This window comes from Roseovarius sp. CAU 1744, assembly GCF_039839345.1.
Classification (GTDB): Bacteria; Pseudomonadota; Alphaproteobacteria; order Rhodobacterales; family Rhodobacteraceae; genus Roseovarius.
The window spans coordinates 129,737-149,921 of record NZ_JBDOQV010000009.1 but is presented as its reverse complement, the minus strand read 5'-3'; the positions used below and the strand labels follow the sequence as shown (position 1 = coordinate 149,921).

The following is a 20,185-nucleotide window of genomic DNA, read 5'->3' as shown; positions in this document are numbered from 1 at the left end:
CAGGGTAATGCGCGGTCACTCGGGCAGCGCAATACAGACAAATCAGTCCATTGGTTTCGTTGCAAAATCCTTGATCGCCGTGGTGAGGCAATCCAGGCTGTCATCCCAAGGAACATTGGGCGGCAGGTGATCCGTAAGCAGCGACAGTTCCGTGCATGCAACCAACAGGTGCTGCGCACCTTGCTCCAACACCATTTGCGCCTGTTCTTTCAGCCCCGCCGCCGTTGCGCCGATGTCCTTGCCCGCCTTGACCTGCCGGATCAGGCTCAGCATGGCAGGTTCATCGCGGGTCCAGACAGGCGTCAGGCCACGCGCCGCAAAGGCCGCATCGAAAACCGACGCAATCCGTGTCGCCGGCGAGGCCAGCATCCCGACGCTGTGCGCGCCCGAGGCCGCAAGCCGGTCGGCTGTTGCGCCGATCATGTTCAGGAACGGCAGGGTTGTCGCGGTCTCGATCGCCTGCGCGTAATGGTGCGCCGTGTTACAGGGCATGGCCAGCGCCTGGGCTCCGGCATTGGCCAGATCGCGCGCCATCCCGGCAAGGGTCGGCCCCGGATCCTTGCCCGTACCGTCAATCAGTGCCGCGATGCGCGATGGTACCTGCGGGTTCTGATGCACGATCAGCGGAATGTGATCCGCATCGTCGCTGGCCGGGATCGCGGCCATCACCTTTTGCATCAGCAGGATCGTGGCCTCGGGCCCCATCCCGCCAAGAATGCCAACGGGCCTCATTTCGGAACGTCAAAGCAATGGGTATAGCCGGTCAGCCCGATGGCGCCGCCCGTGTGCAGGAAGACAATCCTCTCGCCCTTCTGGAACCGGCCCTTCCGAATGAGATCTATCAGGCCAGCGGCGCCCTTGGCGGAATAGACCGGGTCCAGCAGGATCGCCTCTGTTCTTGCAAAGATATCAATCGCCTCTAGCGTATCGTCGCCGGGAATACCGTAACCGGGGCCGACATAATCGGTATTGGCCACCACGTCCTCGCGGGCGACAACGCCGGGGCAGCCAAGCTTCTCGGCGGTCTTGACGGCAAGATTGTAAACATTCTCTTCCTGCTTGGGTTTGGGCGCACGCACGCCGATACCCAGCAGCGGAATGTTTGCATTCATTGCCTTGAGGCCGGTGATCAGACCCGCCTGGGTGCCCGCCGACCCGGTCGCATGCACGATATGGTCGACATTCAGGCCCCGGTCGACGAACTGGTGCAGCATCTCGAAGGCACAGTTGACATAGCCAAGCGCCCCGGTCGCGTTCGAACCACCGCCCGGGATCGTGTAGACGTTGCGCCCCTCGGCACGAAACCTGTCTGCCACGGCCTCCATTTCCGCATTCATGTCCAGGTCGGGACCGCGATGTTCCATTGTCGCGCCATGCAGGTGATCCAGCAGTACGTTGCCGTTATACTTGTAGTTCTCGTGGTTATAGCCGGTGCGGTCCTCTAGCAGGATATGGCAGGCCATGCCCAGCCGGGCGGCGGCGGCGGCGGTCTGGCGGGCATGGTTGGACTGGGTCGCGCCCTGGGTCATCACCATATCCGCGCCCTGCGCCTGTGCCTCGGCCATCAGGAATTCCAGCTTGCGCGTTTTGTTGCCGCCGGTGCTGAGCCCGGTGCAATCATCCCGCTTGATCCAGATTTCCGGCCCGCCCAGAAGCTCGGTCAGGCGCGGCATCGGCTCCAGCGGGGTGGCAAGATGGGCCAGGCGAACACGGGGAAATTTGGCGAGGTTCATCAAAACGCTCCTTATATGACGTTATCCGACATTATTCACATCCAATTGACATAAACAAATTCGAAATCCCGACTTCTTTTTGCATAACGTGCAAGTTAGGGTGCGATATGCGCCTTGAATGGATTGACGATATTCTCGCAGTACTGGATGCGGGATCCTTCAGTGCCGCGGCAGAACGGCGGTTTCTGACACCGTCGGCCTTTACCCGCCGCATCCGGGGGATCGAAGCGTCGCTGGGCTGTCAGCTTTTCGACCGCAACCGCAAACCCGTCACGCTGCTGCCGCATGTGCGCGCGATGGAGGCGGAACTGCGCGCCGCCGCGCGGCGGTTTCGCGAATTGCAGATCGGTTTGTCGGATATCGACGGGCGCAACCGCAATCGCCTGGTTCTGGGCTGCCAGCACGCGCTGACGACGATGGTTTCCCCGCTGCTGGCGCGCAGCCTGTCTATGGGCCGCGAGACCGAGCTTAGGATCAGATCAGGGACGCGCAGCGAATGCCAACTGATGCTGCTGCGGCACGAGATCGACTTTGCCCTGCTTTACCAGACCAGGGGCGAGGTAACGATGGCCGACACGGCCTTGTTCGAACATATTCCGCTGGGCGTGGACCGCCTGCTGCCGGTGGCGAACCTGCGCGATCATGCGACGATCCGCGACGGATTGAACAGGATGGAGCTGCCGCTGATTGCCTATCCGCCAGACATCTATCTGGGCGAAATCCTGCAACTTCATCTGCTGCCGGCATTGCCGCGCGATGCCGTAACCCGGCGCGTGGCGGAAACCGGGTTGACGCCGGCCATCTTGCAGTTTGTCCGGCAGGGGTTGGGCATCGGCTGGCTGCCACGCTCGGTCGCGCATGAATCGCTGACCCGCGGAGAGCTGACGGACCTGTCCGACCGGCTGCCAGGCACCTGTCTGGACATCCGTCTGCTGCGCCTGCGTTCTGGCGCATCGGCGCTGGCCGATGATGCCTGGAACCGGCTGGGCACGCAGGCCGCCGACATCCAGGTCGATGGGATCGAACGCCATTCCGCCGGTCAGTAGGGCATCGGATGGGCGCGGTGCGCCGTGTCGATATCCTGTAACACCTCCGCAGACAGCTCGACCTGCGCCGCACCCAGGGCCATGTCCAGCTGCGCAAGGGTCGTCGCCCCGAAGATGGCCGAACACGTGAAAGGGCGCCGCGCGGCCCAGGCCAGCGCCATGTGAACCACGTTCAGGCCGTGTTGCCGCGCAATGTCCAGATAGGCATCCACCGCGGCGAAGGCCCGGTGGGTCTTGCGCCCGCCCAGGTCAGCGTTCAGTGACATGCGGGATCCTTCGGGCACCGCTCCGCCCTGGTACTTGCCGGTCAGAAAGCCCGCCGCCATGGGCGAAAACGCCAGCAGGCCGACATCCTCGTTCACGCCCAGTTCCGCCAGATCCGTGTCGTATAACCGGCACATCAGGGAATATTCGTTCTGGATCGAGGCGACGCGCGGCAGGCCGCGATCCTCGGACAGTCGCAGCCATTGCCCGGTGCCCCAGGCGCTTTCGTTTGACAGACCGAAGGCGCGGATCGTGCCCTTGTCGACCTGGCGCTGCAGTGCATCAAGCGCCTCTTCCATATGGTTAATCGTTTCCGCCCGGTTCTGTGACGAAGGGTCGAATGCCCAGTTCTGACGAAACATGTAGCTGCCGCGATTGGGCCAGTGAAACTGGTAGAGGTCGATATGGTCGGTCTGCAGCCGCCTGAGCGAGGCCTCGATGGCCGCCGGGATGGTCTTGGACGAGATTTCGGCGCCATCGCGGGCATGTTTCATCCCCGCGCCCGAATGCTTGGTCGCCAGGATTACCTCGTCGCGCCTGCCCGATCGGGCATTCCACTGGCCGATGATCTCTTCTGTGCGGCCGATGGTCTCGGCGCTGATCGGGTTGACGGGGTACATCTCGGCCGTGTCGATGAAATTCACGCCCCGCTCCAGCGCCATGTCGATCTGGGCGTGGCCAACCTCTGCGGTCGTCTGCGTGCCCCATGTCATCGATCCCAGACACAGCTCGCTCACCATCATGCCGGTACGTCCCAGCGGTTTCATCCTCATCACGCGTCCCTTTCTTTTGAAGAGTGGAAAAGTCTAACGCGACGACGCCCGGACGCAACACGATACGGTCGGCTTTGAGCCCATAACGACAGATGCTGCGCGCGCCACAAGTTGGAGCAATGTGCGCAAAGCTGACACTTCCACCCGGATAGTTGCTCCGAATCACGTTCTTTCATCTGTCGGCGTGGATGGCTACAAGCTATGGGGCGGAAGGAACGTATTCGCTCGCGCTCTGAGGGGAGCACGAGAACCTATGGAAGGCCCAAACTGGTGAAACAAAAAACAACCGGCTCATGCCTTTGCGGCAGCGTCACGTTCGAAATAGACGGTGCGTTCAAGCATTTTTTTCTATGTCATTGCACGCGTTGCCGCAAAGATACCGGCTCGGCCCATGCTTCCAATGTCTTCGCGCCCGGTGGCAAGGTCTCCTGGCTCTCGGGACAGGCCCTGGTCCGCTCATTCCGGTTGCCGGGCACCAATCACGGAAAGAGCTTCTGCGGGACCTGCGGCTCAGCGCTGCCGGACCTGCAAATGGACGGTACACTGCTCGTTGTGCCTGCAGGCAGCCTGAACATGCCACCTGAAATCCGTCCCAAAGCCCATATCTGCTGGGAGAGCCGGGCATGTTGGGATGACGATTTTAGCAACCTTCCCAAGGTGGAGGGCCTTCCGGGATAGATGCAATTGGAACTTAACAGCCGTCATCTGGCAGCCGTAGAGCGCCCGGGCAGAGGTAGCGATAGGTAAAGACCGGTAATTGGAGCAAACGCCGCGGTTGCACACTTCGTCCGCTTATCCGTCGTTCACCGCTTCGGCCCGTTGTGCACAACGCTCCAGCCGGATGTCCGCCGACCGGGCGTGCCCTTCCATGCGTTCGGCGCGGCTGAGGCTGGCGGTGACGCGCGCCAGGTCAGGCAAGGCGCGCTGATCCACCCGTTGCCAGGTGACGGTCTTCAGGAACTTGTGCACCGACAATCCGCCGGTATAGCGCGCAGCGCCGGATGTGGGCAGCACATGGTTCGGCCCGGCCGCCTTGTCGCCGAATGCCACCGTGGTCTCCTCGCCCAGAAACAACGAGCCGTAGCTGCGCAGACGTTGGCGCCACCAGGGCAGGTTTTCCGCCTGAACATGCAGATGCTCCGGACCCTTGGCATCCGCATATTGCGCCATCTCCTCGACCGTGTCGCACAGTACGACCTCGCCCAGGTCGGCCCAGGCGGTGGCAGCGGCGTTGCGGTTCGGATCCGGCAGATCGGCAATGATCGCGGGGATGCGCGCCAGTACCTGATCGGCCAGCGGCCTGTGCGTGGTCGCCAGCCAGACCGGTGAATTCGCGCCGTGTTCCGCCTGCCCCGCAAGGTCGATCGCCACGGTTTCCGGGTCGGCCGTATGATCCGCCAGCACCAGGCTGTCCGTGGGCCCGGCAAACATGTCGATGCCGACAGGGCCAAAGAGCTGTCGCTTGGCCTCGGCCACATAGGCATTGCCGGGTCCGACCAGGATATCCGCCGCCGGCGCACCAAACATGCCAAACGCCAGCGCCGCCACGCCCTGTACGCCGCCAAGGGTGAGGATGCGCGTCGCCCCCGCCAGATCCATCGCAAACAGCATTGCGGGCGGAATGCCTAGGGCACCGTTGGGCGGCGAACAGGCTGTGATGTCGGCCACGCCCGCCTCGCGCGCCGTCGCAATCGACATCAGCGCCGAGGCGATATGCGTGTACCGCCCGCCCGGAACGTAACATCCCGCGGCGCTCAGCGGGATCTGGCGCTGCCCGGCAACCAGACCGGGGCGCAGCTCGATTTCCATGTCCTGGGCGGTCGCGCGCTGTGCGGCGGCGAAGCGCGAGATGTTGTCATGTGCCCAGCGGATGTCGTCCTTGAGCGATTGCGGCACCTCGGCAATCGCCGCGTCGATGTGGGCTCGCCTCACCGTGACGTCGCCCCGCCACCCGTCCAGATGTCTTGCATATTCCAGCGCCACTTGCGCGCCGCCCGTGCCCAGACGGGCCAGCATCATCTGCACCGTATCCGCGATATCCGCGGCGGTTTGCGGCGGCTGGCCGGGGGCGGCTTTGAGGACGGTCACGGGCATCTGAAGCTCTCCTACAAGCCACAGATGCGCCCATTGCCTGCAACCGGCAAGGAAATCCCCGCGCCGGCCCATGTCTTTTTTCAGCCGCTGAAACCGTACTTCGGGAAACCCGAAAGGGTCATGGTCACAGCCGTGCGGCAAGGCCCCGCGCCGCCGCTTCGATCAGATCAAGCGCCCCGTCGAAATCGCGCGTGTAATAGGGGTCCGGGACGTGATCCATCCCCGTTTCAGGGGCGTAATCGGTAAACAGCTGCACGCGCGTCATATTCCCCTCAGGGCGCCGTGCCTCTATCTCCGCCAGGTTACTGCCATCCATCGCAAGGATCAGGTCAAACCGTGTGAAATCACTGCTACCGAACTGCCGTGCCCGCAACATGGACAGATCATATCCGCGCGCCAGGGCCGCCGCCTGCATCGGGCCATAGGGCGGCGTGCCCACGTGCCAGCCAGCCGTGCCAGCGCTGTCCACCTCGACCCCGGTGTCCAGCGCCCGGAACACGCCCTCGGCCGCGGGTGACCGGCAGATATTTCCAAGGCAGACAAACAGGATTCGGCTGGTCACGGTGATCTCCTTTCGGCAGAACAGTAGGGCAAGGAGGTACCATGGAAAAGATCGTGATCCTGACCGGAGCAGGGATTTCCGCCGAAAGCGGGCTCAGCACGTTCCGTGATACCGGGGGCATCTGGGCACAACACGCTGTCGAGGACGTGGCCACGCCCGAAGCCTTCGCGCGCAACCCCGATCTTGTGCACGAGTTCTACAACGCCAGGCGCGCCAAGGCCGCCGACGTCGCCCCGAACCCGGCGCATCTCGCCCTTGCCCGGCTGGAACGCGAACACGCAGGCCAGGTTATCGTGGTCACGCAGAATGTGGATGCGCTGCACGAGGCCGCGGGATCAGGCAGCGTGATTCACATGCACGGCGCCCTGAACGGCGCGCTCTGCGCCGCCTGTGGCCACCGCTGGCCCGCGCCCCAAGAGATGCGGACCAGTGACCCCTGCCCGGCCTGTTCTGCCACGTCGACGCGCCCGGATGTGGTCTGGTTCGGTGAGATGCCCTACCAGATGGACGCGATCTGGCAGCACCTGGAAGAGGCCGATATCTTTGCCGCCATCGGCACCTCGGGCAATGTCTACCCGGCCGCCGCGTTCGGTCAGCACGCGGGACGCGCCGGGGCACACACGATTGAGCTGAACCTGGAACCGTCGGTCAATGTCCGCGACTTCGCCGAATTGCGCCACGGACCGGCGGGCAGCATCGTGCCGGCCTGGGTGGAAGAGCTGCTGAGCCGTCAAACGTAAAACAGCCCCACCGTCGCCGGCAGGGCTGCGCAACAATTGTCGGCAAGGATCTCAGGCGTTGGCGGCCTGCGCCTTGGCGATCTCTTTCTTGACCTTCAGCGCATTGGCCGAAAGCTCGGTATCCTTGGCCTTGGCCAGGTAGGCGTCCAGCCCACCGCGATGATCGACGCTGCGCAGCGCGGCCGCCGTGATCCGCAGCTTGATGCCGCGTTTCAGGGTTTCCGACTGCAGGGTCACATCGTTCAGGTTCGGCAGGTACCGACGCTTGGTCTTGTTGTTGGCATGGCTGGAGTTGTTGCCAACCATCGGGCCTTTTCCGGTCAGTTCGCAGCGGCGCGACATGGGGTCATCCTCTTCCAGGGTCCGGGCGCAAACGGCCCTATTCAATACAAACGGGCGCGTGCCAAAGGCAGCGCCCCGAATTCCGTTTGCGGTCTTTAGGCCCAAAGCCCCGGGCCGTCAAGGGATTCGTCCCGATAATGATACCGTGCAACCAGCGCCACGGCACCTGCGGACAATCATCGCGTTGCGGCGCCACACGCCCCGAGGAGAAGGCGCCCCGCGCCGCCGACGAGACATCCTGCGTGCGCGCCAGCGCACTCAACCTCGTGACCGCTACTCCCACCAGGGGCCGTGATGGGCACCGTCCTGTCCCAGGCGCTCGAACCCGTGATAGCCGAAGAAATCCCGCTGGGCCTGAATGATGTTGGCCGTGCCATAGCCCTGCCGCATCGTATCGTACCAGCTCAGCGCGGCCGCCATTGCCGGCACCGCGTGACCGCCGGTTACCGCCGCCGCGACAAGCTTGCGCAGGGCGGGGACGGTCTCAGCCAGCACTTCGGCAAACCGGGGCGCAAGGATCAGCTGGCCTTCGGGCAGGTCAGCGGCGAACGCTTCGGAAATGTCATCCAGCAGCGCCGAGCGAATGATGCAGCCCGCGCGCCAGATTTCCGCGATCCGTCCGTAATCCAGGTTCCAGCCGTATTCCTCGGACGCCGCGGCCAGGATCCGGAATCCCTGCGCGTAGCCCAGGATACGCACCGCCATGAACGCATCCGCCAGCGTGCCCTCGTCGAGCTCCAGCGCCAGCCGCCCGCCGCCCAGTGCCTTTTGCGCGGCGACCCGCGTGTCCTTTTCCGACGACCAGCTGCGCGCGCCGACGGCCGCCTCGATCATGTTGGCGGATTGTCCCAGCCTGACCGCCTCGACCACGCTCCAGCGGCCGGTGCCCTTCTGGCCCGCGGTATCCTTGATCACATCCACCATCGGGTGACCGGTTTCGGGATCCGCGAATTCAAGCGTCCTGGCGGTAATCTCGACCAGGTAGGATTTCAGCCGCCCCTCGTCCCAGCGGGCAAACAGCTGCCCGATCTCGGCCGGCGTCCAGGACCCGCCATAGCGCAGAAGCCCGTAGATTTCCGCGATCACCTGCATGTCGGCATATTCAATGCCGTTATGGACCGTCTTGACGAAATGCCCGGCCCCGTCCGGCCCCAGGTGATCGACACAGGGATCGCCCTCGAATCGCGCGGCAATGGCCCTGAGCACGTCGCGCAGCTGGGCCCAGCTGTGACCGGTCCCGCCCACCATCATCGACGGGCCATGGCGCGCGCCCTCTTCGCCGCCCGAAACCCCCATGCCGACGAAATGAATATCCTGTTCGGCCAGCGCGGCCGAACGCGCCCGTGTCCGGTGAAAATCGGCATTGCCGCCGTCGATGATCGTGTCACCCGGTTCCAGCAGGGGCGCGATTGCGTCGATCATTATGTCCATCGGCCTGCCCGACGGTATCATGAACAGTATGACCCGCGGCGTGGTCAGGCCGCTGACGAAATCTTCCAGCAGCTCATGCGGATGCAGGTTCTTTTCCAGGCTGCCCGCCTCTGCGATGAACTCCGATATCCAGCCGGCCTCGCGGTTGGTGACGGCAACCTGAAATCCCTTCTCCGCCATGTTCAGCGCCAGAGCACTGCCCATGGTACCGAGCCCGTAAACCCCGATCTGTGCCTTTGGCATAAAAACCCCTGTCACCTGTTCCGCTTTCTGCAGGCTAGGGGCTGGCACGGGATTTGCAAGCGCCGCGCATCACGTATCCGACACCGGGCCATCCGAAAAGAACACCGATGCCTGATCGTTGCCAATCACCGATCGTGCCCTTCCGCATATCGACCGGTCAAGACAGCGCTGCAATGCCGCCCGCGCTCAGACGCCAAGACACCAGCGCATCACGGCCTTTTGCGCGTGAAGGCGGTTTTCGGCCTCGTCGAAGATCACCGAATGCGGGCCGTCCATGACCGTGGATGTCGCCTCTTCCTCGCGATGCGCCGGCAGGCAGTGCATGAAGAGCGCATCGGGCTTGGCATGGGCCATCAGCGCGTCATTTACCTGATAAGGGCGCAGCATGTTATGGCGACGCTCCTTGGCGGACTGGCTGTCATGCATGCTGACCCAGGTGTCGGTCACCACCAGATCGGCACCCTCGACCGCCTTGAACGGGTCGCGCTCGATCGTGACAGAGCTGCCGGCCTTGCGCGCGAGACCCACGAATTCATCCTCGGGGTCCAGTTGCGCGGGGCCGGTGAAGGTCAGGTCAAAGCCGAACTGGGCGGCGGCGTGCAGGAAGGACGCGCAGACATTGTTGCCGTCCCCGGACCAGACGACCTTCTTGCCCCGGATCGGGCCGCGATGTTCCTCGTAGGTCATCACGTCGGCCATGATCTGGCAGGGGTGGGTCCGGTCGGTCAGCCCGTTGATGACGGGCACATCGGCGTATTCCGACATCTCGATCAGCACCGTCTCGTCAAAGGTGCGGATCATGATCAGGTCGACATAGCGGCTGAGCACGCGCGCGGTGTCGGCGATGGTCTCGCCGTGGCCAAGCTGCATGTCGGTGCCGCTGAGCACCATCGTCGTGCCGCCCATCTGGCGCACCCCGACGTCAAAGCTCACGCGGGTGCGGGTCGAGGGTTTCTCGAAAATCAGCGCCACCACGTGACCGGCCAGCGGCAGATCATCATCCGGCGTGCCCCGCGGGCGGCCGAGGCGGGCGGTTTTCATCGCCTGCGCCTGATCGATGATGTGGCGCAGCTGGGCGGGATCGGTTTTGTGGATATCAAGGAAATGGTTCATATCGTATTCGCTTCTTGCCGGGCCGGGAGGGGGCGCTGCCCCCGCCGCCTGTGGCGGCCCCCCGGAGTATTTCTGGAAAGGTGAAGATCAGGCCGTTTCGGTCTGAATGGCGGTTTCCACCTGGCGCGCGGCGGTATCGAGGCGGGTGATGGCCTCGGCGATCTCCTCCTCGGAAATGTTGAGCGGCGGCAACAGGCGGATGACATTGTCGGCGGCGGGCACGGTGATCAGCTCTGCCTGGTAGGCGGCGGCAACCACATCGGTGTTGGCGGCCTTGCATTTGAGGCCCAGCATCAGGCCACTGCCGCGCACGCTATCAAAGACCTCCGGGTGATCGGCCACCAGCCCTTCGAGCCGTTGGCGCAGAAGTCCCGCCGTGCGGTTCACCTGGGCCAGGAACTCCGGGTCGGCGACGATATCCATCACCGCGCAGCCCACCGCGCAGGCCAGCGGGTTGCCGCCATAGGTGGAGCCATGCGTGCCCGCACCCATGCCGCTGGCGGCATGTTCCGTGGCCAGCACCGCACCCAGGGGAAACCCGCCGCCAATGCCCTTGGCCACCATCATGATGTCAGGGTCGACCCCGGCCCATTCATGGGCAAAGAGCTTGCCGGTGCGGCCCATGCCGCATTGCACCTCGTCAAGGATCATCAGCATGCCATGCGCGTCGCAAAGATCGCGCAATCCCTTGAGGCACTGGTCGGGCAGCGGACGAATACCGCCTTCACCCAGCACCGGCTCGACCAGGATGGCGGCGGTCTTGTCGGTGATGGCGCCGGCCACCGCGTCATGGTCGCCCCAGGGCAGTTTCCTGAACCCCGGCAGCAGGGGGCCGAACCCCTTGGTCATCTTCTCGGATCCGGCGGCGGCAATCCCGGCGGAAGAGCGGCCGTGAAACGCGCCCTCGAAGGTGAGAATCTCGACCCGCTCGGGCTGGCCCGCGTCGTGGAAATGCTTGCGCGCCATCTTGACGGCTAGTTCGCAGGCCTCGGTACCCGAGTTGGTGAAAAAGACCGTGTCGGCGAAGCTGTTTTCGACCAGCTTGTCGGCCAGCGCCTGCTGTTGCGGAATGTGGTAGAGGTTCGATGTATGCCAGAGCGCCTGCCCCTGATCGGTCAGCGCCTTGACCAGTGCCGGATGGGCGTGGCCCAGGGCATTCACCGCGATTCCGGCACCCAGGTCGAGAAATCGGCGCCCGTCCGCCTCGATCAGCCAGCTGCCCTCGCCCTTGACGAAGGTGAGCGCGGCGCGGTTGTAGGTCGGCAGAACGGAGGGGATCATGGGTCTGAATCCTTTTGATCGGGAAAGCCAAGAGTTGCCCGAGGGCAAAGGCCAAGTCAATGTCATGTGCAGGGGGCGCGCCGGTCTGGCGCAGGTTCAAACGAAGGGCGGGACGTCAGGCGCGGAGGCGTCGGCGTCGGGGCTGGGAATATGTAGCGCGTTTGAACATGATCCTGCTTTAGCCGGTTCCTGACCGGAGGTGAAGGGAAAATTGGCTTTTCGCCCGACGTGGCAAGGCGCGGCGGCCTGGTTTGCGACACCCCCGTCCCGTAAACCATTGCGGCATTCTCTCCAAAACATCGCCAAATTTTCGTCGCTTTGGCGGCTTAAGCCTGTCAGACTGCCAAATCGCCCCGAGAGTTTACATGAAGAACCGCGTCGCAGTCATGGTAGACGGAGACAATGTGAGCCCCGCGCACGCCGCCCGGATCATGCGGGAAACCGCCGGGCGCGGCCAGATCGCCTTTGCCCGTGTCTATGGCGCCATGCCCACGAATTCCGCATGGCACGATGCGAAGAATTTCCACCTGGTTCATCCCGGGCGGGGCAGGAATGCAACCGATCTGCTCATGGCAATTGATGCGGTGGAATTTGCGCTGACAGATGTCTTTGACGCGATAATCCTCGCCAGTTCGGACGAACGCCTGTCCCACCTGGCGCAGCGCCTGCGCGAATATGGCAAAGAAGTTCACGGCCTTGGTGACGCCGACACATCCTTCAGCTTGCGCCGGGCCTGTTCGACATTCCAGCAATTCCCCGAGTGACGCCCTCATCGCGATCCTGACGGCCGAAACCGATGCAGCCCCAAACGAGCTTGCGCCCGCCTGAAATTCGCGCCAAGGCTGGCGCGATGTATACGCCCAGGCCCCAGAACCCTGCCCTTGCCGCTTCGCTGACGCTGCTGGCTGCCGCCTTGGCGGCGGGCACGATGCTGTTGGCCAAGGCACTGGGAACCGGCGTCCTGGGGCCCGAACTGCCGGCGCTTCAGGTCAGTTTCGGCCGGTTTCTCTTTGCCCTGCTGACGATCGGCGCGTTCGTGGCCGCGACCCGGCCCACATTCACCCGTCCCGATTTGCGGTTGCACACGGCGCGGTCCTCGCTGGGATGGGGCGGTGTGACGCTGATGTTTGCCGCGGCCGCCTTCATCCCGCTGTCGGATGCCACCGCGATCAGCTTTCTCAACCCGGTCTTCGCGATGATCCTGGCGATCCCTTTCCTGGGCGAAAAGGTTGGGCCCGTGCGCTGGAGCGCCGCGATCATCGCGCTGACCGGCGCCGCGGTACTGACCCGGCCCGGCGGCGGCGCGGTGGAATTCGGCGCGTTGCTGGCACTGGGATCGGCGATTTTGCTGGGCACCGAAGTGATCTTGATCAAGCGCCTGTCGGGGCGTGAGGGGCCGGTACAGATATTGCTGGTCAACAATACCATCGGCCTGTGCATCGCGGCCTTCGCCGCCTCGTTCGTCTGGATCTGGCCCAATCCTGCGCAATGGGCGGCGCTGGCGGGGATCGGCGTGCTGATGGCGGGCGCACAGGCCTCGTTTGTCAATGCCATGGCGCGGGCGGACGCAAGTTTCGTGGCGCCGTTCTTCTACGCTGTCCTGGTCTTTTCCGCGCTTTATGACTGGATTGTATTCGCGGTCTGGCCCGATACTGTTTCGCTGGTCGGATCGGCGATCATCCTTAGCGGTGCGGGGCTGCTGGCCTGGCGCGAGGCACGTCTGAAACGTGCCCCAAAAGACCCGAAACTCAGGCCTTGAGCCGATAGCCCCGCGCCATCATCAGCCAGGCGATGGCGGCAACGGCCAGCGTCGACAGCAGGACGATCACAAGGCCCAGCGCCGGGGCGCTGTCCGAGACCCCGATCATGCCGAATCGCAGCCCGTCGATCAGGTAGAAGACCGGGTTGAAATGGGTGATCTGGCGCAGGACCGGCGGCAGCGCCTCGACCGAGTAGAACGTGCCCGACAGGAAAGCCAGCGGCGTGACGATGAAATTGGTAACCGCCGCCATTTGGTCGAACTTGTTGGCGAAAATGCCCGCGATCATGCCAAGCGCGCCCAGAAAAGCCGACCCGAGGACGATAAAGACCAGCGCCCAGACCGGATGCACCACACCGATCCCCAGGAACACCCAGAGGCCCAGGACGACGAGCAGAGCCACCATCAGGCCGCGCCCGATGCCGCCGGCCAGATAACCCAGGACCAGCTCGGCCGGGCTGAGTGGCGGCATCAACGTATCGACGATATTGCCCTGCACCTTGGCGATGACAATCGACGAGGACGTGTTGGCAAAGGCGTTCTGGATAACGGCCATCATCAGGATTCCCGGCGCCAGGAAGGTCATGAAATCGACCCCCATCACATCGCCCCGTCGGGAACCGATCGCGATGGTGAAGATCATCAGGAACAGCCCGGCCGTCACCAGCGGCGCCAGCAATGTCTGTGTCCACACCGCGAGAAACCGCTGGATTTCGCGGCTTGCCAGCGTCCACAGCCCCATCCAGTTGACCCGCCCAAAGCGGCGCGTCCCCATGTCAAACCCGTTTGTCATATCAACCGACCGTTCATTCACCGATTCGACGCCTTGTAACTCAGCCGTGAGTGACTAGAATAGGGCGCTGATGGATTTTTACAGGGCGGCAGGCAAGACCGGGCCGCCTTTTGAGATAAGGAACAGGGCATGTCCTGGAGCGACGAGCGCGTAGAACTGTTGAAAAAGATGTGGGGCGAAGGCCAGTCGGCCAGCCAGATCGCCAAGGAACTGGGCGGCGTGACCCGCAATGCGGTGATCGGCAAGGTGCACCGGCTGGGCCTGTCGAACCGCAATGGCGGCGGGTCCGACAAGACCGAGGCCAAGGCCAAGACAACCGCCAAGGCCGCCAAACCCAAGACGGCGACCAAACCGGCACCCAAACCGCAGCCCAAGACGGAATCCGCGGCACCGCCGCCGCAGCCCGCAACCCGGATCAAGCCGATCATTCCCGCGGGTCAGCCCCTGCCGCCGCAGCCTTCGACCAACGAAATCGACCCGGCCGCGCTGGCCAAGGTCAACGAGGTCGAAAAGAAGGCCAAGAAACTGAGCCTGATGGAACTGACAGAGCGAACCTGCAAATGGCCGGTGGGCGACCCCGCCACACCGGATTTCTGGTTCTGCGGCCTGCCGGTGCAATCCGGCAAACCCTATTGCGAGGCGCATGTGGGCGTGGCCTTCCAGCCGATGAGCTCGCGCCGCGACCGTCGGCGATAAAGCGGCCGCGCCGTTGACGCGCGGCTCTCCTGTCAGTGATACATAGAGCGCGAAGGCTGCGGCCTTTCGATGTTCTGGCTCAGGCGTCGCGATACCCGATGGCAGCGCGCGCCTGCTCTTCAAGCCAGTTGACCATCTGCTTGTAGGGCACCGGCCCGTAGCTGATCCGCGACGCACCCAGCTCCGCCAGTCGCGCGGGGCCCGGCACATGCGGCAACGCGATGATGTTTACCGGCAAACTGCACTCGGCACATAAACGTCCGATCAATGCCTCATCCGCCAGGCCCGGCGCGAAAAATCCGCTTGCCCCCGCGGCGGCATAAGCCTCTGCGCGGGCCAGCGCGTCGTCAAGCATCGCCTCGGTGTGCGTATCCGGTTTGGCCTTGAGGAAGATATCGGTGCGGGCGTTGATGAAAACGTCCGAGGTGATCGCGTCGACCGCCTCGCGCGCAGCGGAAATCCGGGCGGCTTGGGTGGCAATGTCGTGAAGCCCCTCGCCGCCCACGATCTGATCCTCGAAATTGAAGCCAACGGCGCCCGCGCGAACGGTCTCGGCCGCGGTCTCGGCCACTTCCGCGGGGGCCGTTCCATAGCCGCCTTCGATATCCGAGGTGACGGGCAGGTCAACGGCCTCGACAATGCGCCGCAGGTTATCAAGCATCATCGCGCGCGGGATTTTCTGACCATCGGCAAACCCGTGCGCGAACGCGACAGGTGCACTTCCGGTGGCAATGGCTTTGGCCCCGGAGGCGGCCACGGCCCGGGCACTGCCGGGATCCCAGATATTATAGAGGATCAGCGGATCGGATTTGACGTGCAGCGCAGCGAAGGCCTGGGTATTGTTGGGGGTGTTCATCAATATTTCCTCTTGTTGTCACTGCCACTAATACCCTGACAGACTCCGCAAGAAAGCGTGAAAGCAACGGCTCAAGAGAACGTGAAAATAGAAAGACTTCCGGGCGTCAGTCGAACAGCTTGAACAGTTCTTTCGCGGCGTCTTTTTCCAGTTTTTTCCGCAGCGCATCCTTGGCGGATTGCCCCTCCTGCGCCTCGACACCCAGTTCCTTCAACAGCAGTTCGTTTGCCTCTTTCCGGGCTTTCTGCTTCAGCTTCTTCTTTTCCTCCTTGAGGTTCAGATCAATCGCCTTTTCCAGATCAGGGGTGAAACGCGGGCTGGCCCAGGGGCCGTGGATGCGCACCGGTATCGCCAGCCCGCGCGTGTTATCGCCCTCCAGCAGGGACGGCGTGAACGTATAGTCGATATCCTGGTTGCCCAGCCCGATGCGCCCCAGGCCTGTGGCCCTGGCCAAGGGCATGATCATCGCCAGATCGTTGTTGAACATCTGCCCGTCCTTCATCACGAAGCTGGCGCTGAGGCTGTCGAATACCGTCGTGCCGCCAGTGCCGTTGCCCGAGCGCATCAGCCTGTCCAGATCGAAGCCGCTGATATGGCCGTTGCCGGTGCGGACCGAGGCATTGCCGCTGAGGCTCTTCATGATCGCGTCCACCGATTGCCCGACGCCCAGAAATTTCAGCCGTGCCGTGCCGGTCGTCGTGAACCGGGTGATCCCGGCGGCATCGGCCAGCAGAGACTGCATGTTGATGCCCTCTGCCGTCATGTCCCCGCCCACCGACAGGCCGCTGCGGTTGTTGGCCACGAATTCGCCGGTCACGGTGCCGCCATAGCCCTGCAATTCGCGCAGGCCAAAGACCGCACGCGAATTGTCGATCGAGGTCAGAATGCGCGTCTTGCCAAAGTTGAACGTGCCGAAATCGAGCTTTTCGGCCACCAGGGCAACCTCGCCATCCACCAGCGCCAGGGCACTGACATCGATCGGATCCCTGGACCAGCCGCTGCTGGCGGCGGTCCCCGTTGTCTGGCCACTGCCGCCCCCGCCGCTTGGGGCGCTGTTGCCGCTGGCCAGGTCCGAGAAATCCAGTGCGCCCGCATGCAGTTGCGCGTTGATCCGCGGCTTGTCGCCGCCAATGGCGATATCCGCCGCCACGTTCATGCTGTTATGGTCCAGCTGCACCGTACCGTCGCGCAAGGCAAGGCGCAGGTCGCGGGTAAAGGTCACGTCTCCGCCCGCCTTCAGCGCGCGGCCCAGCCCGTTGGGGATGTCGACGCCAGGCAGACCAAGAGCCGCCAGGAATTCGCTGGTATCCGTCAGGTCAGCGTCCAGCCTGCCGGTCAGCTCGGGCTTCATATCGCCGCGGCCCTGAAACGCCACCGTACCGCCCGACGCGCTGACGGTGGCCGACATGTCCGACACCTCTCCGTCGATGAACCGGGCCACGGTCCCCAACTGGCCGGAAATGGTCACATCCTGACCAGCGGGCCGCAGGGTCGCCTCGAAGGTCGCCTCGCCCTGGTAGGCGGGCCAGCGCAGTTCGAAATCCGAATTCGCCAGGGTGGTTTGCTGGCCGCTTTCATGGTCGACATATTTCAATGTCGCTCCGGTAACCAGCGCCCGGTCCAGGGTCAGCGCAAGGGCGCGTGACTGCGCCGGTTTGCCAGGCTCTGCCGTGTCCGATGGGGCGACGCCCTCAACCCCCAACTCCCAGTTGACGCGGCCATCGGCAGCGCGTTCCAGTTGGATCGTGGGATTGACCGCCTCCAGCCCGGTGATGCGGATCTCACCGCCCCACAATACCGACGGATCAACGCCCAGCTTGAAACTGTCGGCGCTGATCATCGGTCCCGCGTCGGACCAATCGGCATTCGCCACGGTGACGCGCCCGGTGCTGATGCCGAGAACGGGATAGAAGCTGATCGTCGTTTCACCCGACATCTCGACCTGCCGGCCGGTCGCGGCGCTGATCTGGTCCGCGGCGATTTTTGCAATCCGTTCACCGGGCAGGAAGAAAAGAGCCCCCAGCAGGAACGCCGCGAGGACCACCAGTAACCCGATCAGTCGAATGATCCATTTCATCATACGCTCCCGCACCTCTTACCTGTGAAATGTAGGCCGCGACCGGCGTGGCAACAACCGCTTTCCCCTTCCCGAGAGGCATCGGGCGTTGTATAGGCCGCCTCATGAGCACCAACCCCCCAGATCTGCGCCCCGATCTTGCGCGCGCACGCATCTCTGACGCGCCCCGCAAGGGCCAGCCGACCATCGGCATGGTCTCGCTGGGTTGTCCCAAGGCGCTGGTGGACAGCGAACGCATCCTGACGCGGCTGCGCGCCGAAGGCTACGGCATCTCGCCCGATTACGCGGGGGCCGACGCGGTAATCGTGAACACCTGCGGGTTCCTCGACAGTGCAAAGGCCGAAAGCCTGGAAGCGATCGGCGAGGCGCTGGCCGAAAATGGCCGGGTGGTCGTGACCGGCTGCCTGGGGGCCGAGCCCGAATACATCACCGGCGCGCATCCCAAGGTTCTGGCGGTGACCGGCCCACACCAGTACGAACAGGTGCTGGATGCGGTGCATCTGGCAGTGCCACCCAGCCCCGACCCCTTTGTCGACCTGCTGCCCGGTTCGGGTGTCAAACTGACCCCGCGCCATTACAGTTACCTCAAGATTTCCGAGGGTTGTAACCACAAGTGCAAGTTCTGCATTATCCCCGATATGCGCGGCCGGCTGGCCAGCCGTCCCGCCCATGCGGTGCTGCGCGAGGCGGAGAAGCTGGTAGAGAACGGTGTCCGGGAGCTGCTGGTCATCTCGCAGGACACATCAGCCTATGGCGTGGACATCAAACATGCCGAGGACCACGGCCACCGCGCCCATATCACCGATCTGGCCAATGATCTGGGCAGCCTGGGCGCGTGGGTACGGCTGCATTACGTCTATCCCTACCCACATGTCCGCCAGCTGATCCCGATGATGGCCGAAGGTAAGGTGCTGCCCTATCTGGATATTCCCTTTCAGCACGCCCACCCCGATACGCTGCGGCGCATGGCCCGGCCCGCCGCCGCGGCCCGAACGCTGGATGAGATCGCCGCCTGGCGCGCCACCTGCCCCGACATCACCCTGCGCAGCACCTTCATCGTCGGCTATCCCGGCGAAACCGAGGATGAATTCCAGACCCTGCTGGACTGGATGGACGAGGCACAGCTGGATCGGGTTGGGTGTTTCCAGTACGAGAATGTCGATGGCGCCCGCTCGAACGCGCTGCCGGATCATGTGCCCGAAGAGGTCAAGCAGGACCGCTGGGATCGGTTCATGGCAAAGGCTCAGGCGATATCCGAGCATAAACTGGCCGCCAAGGTCGGGTCTGTGCAAGAAGTGATCGTGGACGAGATCGACGAAGACGGCATCGCCACCTGCCGAACCAAGGCCGATGCCCCCGAGATCGACGGCAACCTCTTCGTTGACCAGGGCACCGGCGGGCTGTCGGTCGGCGACATTGTCCGCGTCGAGGTGGATGAGGCCGGAGAATACGATCTTTGGGGCCGCGTCGCCCAATGAAGAGACTTGGAACAGCTCTGGTTTTCCTATGGGCCTGGACCGGGGCCGCGATATCCGAGATCGGCGCGCCCAATGGTGTCAGCGATACTCTGCAATGGATGTCGGAGGCGCTTGAGGCACATCCGGAAACCGAAAGAACTGTCATCCACAAGGACGAGGGAAATATCCTGCTTCACCTCAAATCCGGCACGGAGATGGTGGTTTTTCCTGACAATCTTCACCAGAAGCTGGTTACGGCAGACGACGATCACGCGCGGCAGGAAATCTTTGATTTTCACATTGAGTCTGTGTTCGGCAGCCTCGCCTCGAGCGACGAGGGCCTGACCCCGTCCGATCTTGAGCGTGTGTTTCCGGTCATCAGGCACAGGGAATACCGAGAGACGGCACGGTCCGAGTTCCCCAAACTGCAGTTTCATTCCTCGCAATCACTTGGCGACAGCGACATTCTCTATGTCGTCGACAAAGGCGATACGGTCAGCTTCCTGACCATCGCCGACCTGGAACGGCTGAAGCTTGACAGCGAGAGGTTGCGCGCGATCGGGAATGATAACCTGCGGCGGAAATTCGACGATCTCAGGATCGAAGGTGAAGGCGTCTATTTCCTGACCCTCGACGGATTTTACGAATCGTCCTTCGTCACCTTCATCCCCATGTGGCGCGAAATCGACGCCCAGCTGGGCGAAATACTCATGGCTGTTCCCGCGCGCGATCTGGTGATTTTCGTGGATGGGGCAGTACCGGAAAGCCGCGATTACCTGAGCGAACTTGTTGCCAGTTTGGCACAAGATCTGAGCTATCCGGTGTCCGATCATTTGTATACGTGGAACAATGACGCTTGGATCGTGGTGGAATAGGGCCCCCGGTTCATGTCCCTTCAAATATCATTGCCCGGCATGATCCAGGC

The 20,185-nt window shown here is 63.4% G+C and carries 20 protein-coding genes; 8 read left to right on the top strand and 12 right to left on the bottom strand.

Translation table 11 applies throughout. The annotated features are described in order from the left end of the window. Positions 1–42: 42 nt before the first annotated feature. Together AAFO92_RS18310 and AAFO92_RS18305 are read right to left on the bottom strand one after the other, a co-directional pair. Entirely contained in the window at positions 43–732 is a 690-nt protein-coding gene (locus AAFO92_RS18310) for an amino acid racemase (RefSeq protein ID WP_347537597.1), read from the bottom strand. Further along, positions 729–1,733 carry a D-cysteine desulfhydrase gene (locus AAFO92_RS18305; protein ID WP_347537595.1) on the bottom strand — a complete coding sequence of 335 codons (1,005 nt, stop codon included), beginning with the start codon at positions 1,731–1,733 and terminating at the stop codon, positions 729–731. Before AAFO92_RS18305 ends, AAFO92_RS18310 begins: the two co-directional genes overlap by 4 nt. Before the next feature lie 107 nt (positions 1,734–1,840). On the opposite strand from AAFO92_RS18305, the gene AAFO92_RS18300 reads away from it, so the two are divergent. Beyond that, a complete protein-coding gene (locus AAFO92_RS18300) occupies positions 1,841–2,779 on the top strand; it encodes a LysR family transcriptional regulator (RefSeq protein WP_347537593.1) in 939 nt (312 codons plus the stop codon). Here the strand turns inward: AAFO92_RS18300 and AAFO92_RS18295 are convergent. Next, positions 2,773–3,816: an aldo/keto reductase gene (locus AAFO92_RS18295; protein ID WP_347537591.1), complete on the bottom strand. Its 1,044-nt coding sequence runs from the start codon at positions 3,814–3,816 to the stop codon at positions 2,773–2,775. The two genes, AAFO92_RS18300 and AAFO92_RS18295, sit on opposite strands and share 7 nt — an antisense overlap. 270 nt (positions 3,817–4,086) lie before the next feature. Between AAFO92_RS18295 and AAFO92_RS18290 the strand changes: the two genes are divergently transcribed. Beyond that, positions 4,087–4,494: a GFA family protein gene (locus AAFO92_RS18290; protein WP_347537589.1), complete on the top strand. Its 408-nt coding sequence runs from the start codon at positions 4,087–4,089 to the stop codon at positions 4,492–4,494. Positions 4,495–4,608: 114 nt separating this feature from the next. Here the strand turns inward: AAFO92_RS18290 and hisD are convergent, their stop codons facing one another. Together hisD and AAFO92_RS18280 are read right to left on the bottom strand one after the other, a co-directional pair. Then, positions 4,609–5,910 carry a histidinol dehydrogenase gene (gene hisD, locus AAFO92_RS18285; RefSeq protein WP_347537587.1) on the bottom strand — a complete coding sequence of 434 codons (1,302 nt, stop codon included), beginning with the start codon at positions 5,908–5,910 and terminating at the stop codon, positions 4,609–4,611. 124 nt (positions 5,911–6,034) lie between these two features. Then, entirely contained in the window at positions 6,035–6,472 is a 438-nt protein-coding gene (locus AAFO92_RS18280; RefSeq protein ID WP_347537585.1) for a low molecular weight protein-tyrosine-phosphatase, read from the bottom strand. 41 nt (positions 6,473–6,513) lie between these two features. Here AAFO92_RS18280 and AAFO92_RS18275 point away from each other — a divergent pair, with 41 nt between their 5' ends. Further along, positions 6,514–7,212: an NAD-dependent deacylase gene (locus tag AAFO92_RS18275; protein WP_347537583.1), complete on the top strand. Its 699-nt coding sequence runs from the start codon at positions 6,514–6,516 to the stop codon at positions 7,210–7,212. Positions 7,213–7,263: 51 nt separating this feature from the next. On the opposite strand, the gene rpmB is transcribed toward AAFO92_RS18275, so the two are convergent. The 4 genes from rpmB to AAFO92_RS18255 all read right to left on the bottom strand — a co-directional run bounded on the left by rpmB (position 7,264) and on the right by AAFO92_RS18255 (position 11,622). Beyond that, positions 7,264–7,554 (bottom strand): 50S ribosomal protein L28, encoded by a 291-nt coding sequence (gene rpmB, locus AAFO92_RS18270; protein ID WP_347537581.1) that lies wholly within the window; start codon positions 7,552–7,554, stop codon positions 7,264–7,266. A gap of 273 nt (positions 7,555–7,827) precedes the next feature. Beyond that, entirely contained in the window at positions 7,828–9,228 is a 1,401-nt protein-coding gene (gene gndA, locus AAFO92_RS18265) for an NADP-dependent phosphogluconate dehydrogenase (protein WP_347537579.1), read from the bottom strand. A gap of 186 nt (positions 9,229–9,414) precedes the next feature. Next, positions 9,415–10,341, bottom strand: a complete 927-nt coding sequence (gene argF, locus AAFO92_RS18260) for an ornithine carbamoyltransferase (protein WP_347537577.1) — start codon at positions 10,339–10,341, stop codon at positions 9,415–9,417. Between the two features lie 87 nt (positions 10,342–10,428). Then, entirely contained in the window at positions 10,429–11,622 is a 1,194-nt protein-coding gene (locus AAFO92_RS18255) for an aspartate aminotransferase family protein (RefSeq protein ID WP_347537575.1), read from the bottom strand. A gap of 365 nt (positions 11,623–11,987) precedes the next feature. Between AAFO92_RS18255 and AAFO92_RS18250 the strand changes: the two genes are divergently transcribed. Then, a complete protein-coding gene (locus tag AAFO92_RS18250; RefSeq protein WP_347537574.1) occupies positions 11,988–12,386 on the top strand; it encodes an NYN domain-containing protein in 399 nt (132 codons plus the stop codon). An 86-nt stretch (positions 12,387–12,472) separates the two neighbouring features. After that, positions 12,473–13,381: a DMT family transporter gene (locus tag AAFO92_RS18245; RefSeq protein WP_347537572.1), complete on the top strand. Its 909-nt coding sequence runs from the start codon at positions 12,473–12,475 to the stop codon at positions 13,379–13,381. Here AAFO92_RS18245 and AAFO92_RS18240 read toward each other — a convergent pair. Further along, positions 13,371–14,174 (bottom strand): ABC transporter permease, encoded by an 804-nt coding sequence (locus AAFO92_RS18240; RefSeq protein ID WP_347537570.1) that lies wholly within the window; start codon positions 14,172–14,174, stop codon positions 13,371–13,373. The genes AAFO92_RS18245 and AAFO92_RS18240 overlap by 11 nt on opposite strands. A gap of 129 nt (positions 14,175–14,303) precedes the next feature. Between AAFO92_RS18240 and AAFO92_RS18235 the strand changes: the two genes are divergently transcribed. Continuing rightward, a complete protein-coding gene (locus AAFO92_RS18235) occupies positions 14,304–14,870 on the top strand; it encodes a GcrA family cell cycle regulator (protein WP_347537568.1) in 567 nt (188 codons plus the stop codon). A 79-nt stretch (positions 14,871–14,949) separates the two neighbouring features. Here the strand turns inward: AAFO92_RS18235 and AAFO92_RS18230 are convergent, their stop codons facing one another. Further along, the gene (locus tag AAFO92_RS18230; RefSeq protein WP_347537566.1) at positions 14,950–15,726 is read right to left on the bottom strand and encodes an isocitrate lyase/phosphoenolpyruvate mutase family protein; all 777 of its coding nucleotides are present in this window, start codon (positions 15,724–15,726) and stop codon (positions 14,950–14,952) included. A gap of 106 nt (positions 15,727–15,832) precedes the next feature. Then, positions 15,833–17,803 carry an AsmA family protein gene (locus AAFO92_RS18225; RefSeq protein WP_347537564.1) on the bottom strand — a complete coding sequence of 657 codons (1,971 nt, stop codon included), beginning with the start codon at positions 17,801–17,803 and terminating at the stop codon, positions 15,833–15,835. A gap of 104 nt (positions 17,804–17,907) precedes the next feature. Between AAFO92_RS18225 and rimO the strand changes: the two genes are divergently transcribed. Together rimO and AAFO92_RS18215 are read left to right on the top strand one after the other, a co-directional pair. Then, on the top strand, positions 17,908–19,281 hold the full coding sequence (gene rimO, locus AAFO92_RS18220; RefSeq protein WP_347537563.1) for a 30S ribosomal protein S12 methylthiotransferase RimO: 1,374 nt from the start codon (positions 17,908–17,910) through the stop codon (positions 19,279–19,281). After that, the gene (locus tag AAFO92_RS18215) at positions 19,278–20,135 is read left to right on the top strand and encodes a DUF1444 family protein (protein ID WP_347537561.1); all 858 of its coding nucleotides are present in this window, start codon (positions 19,278–19,280) and stop codon (positions 20,133–20,135) included. Before rimO ends, AAFO92_RS18215 begins: the two co-directional genes overlap by 4 nt. The last annotated feature ends 50 nt before the right edge of the window (positions 20,136–20,185 follow it).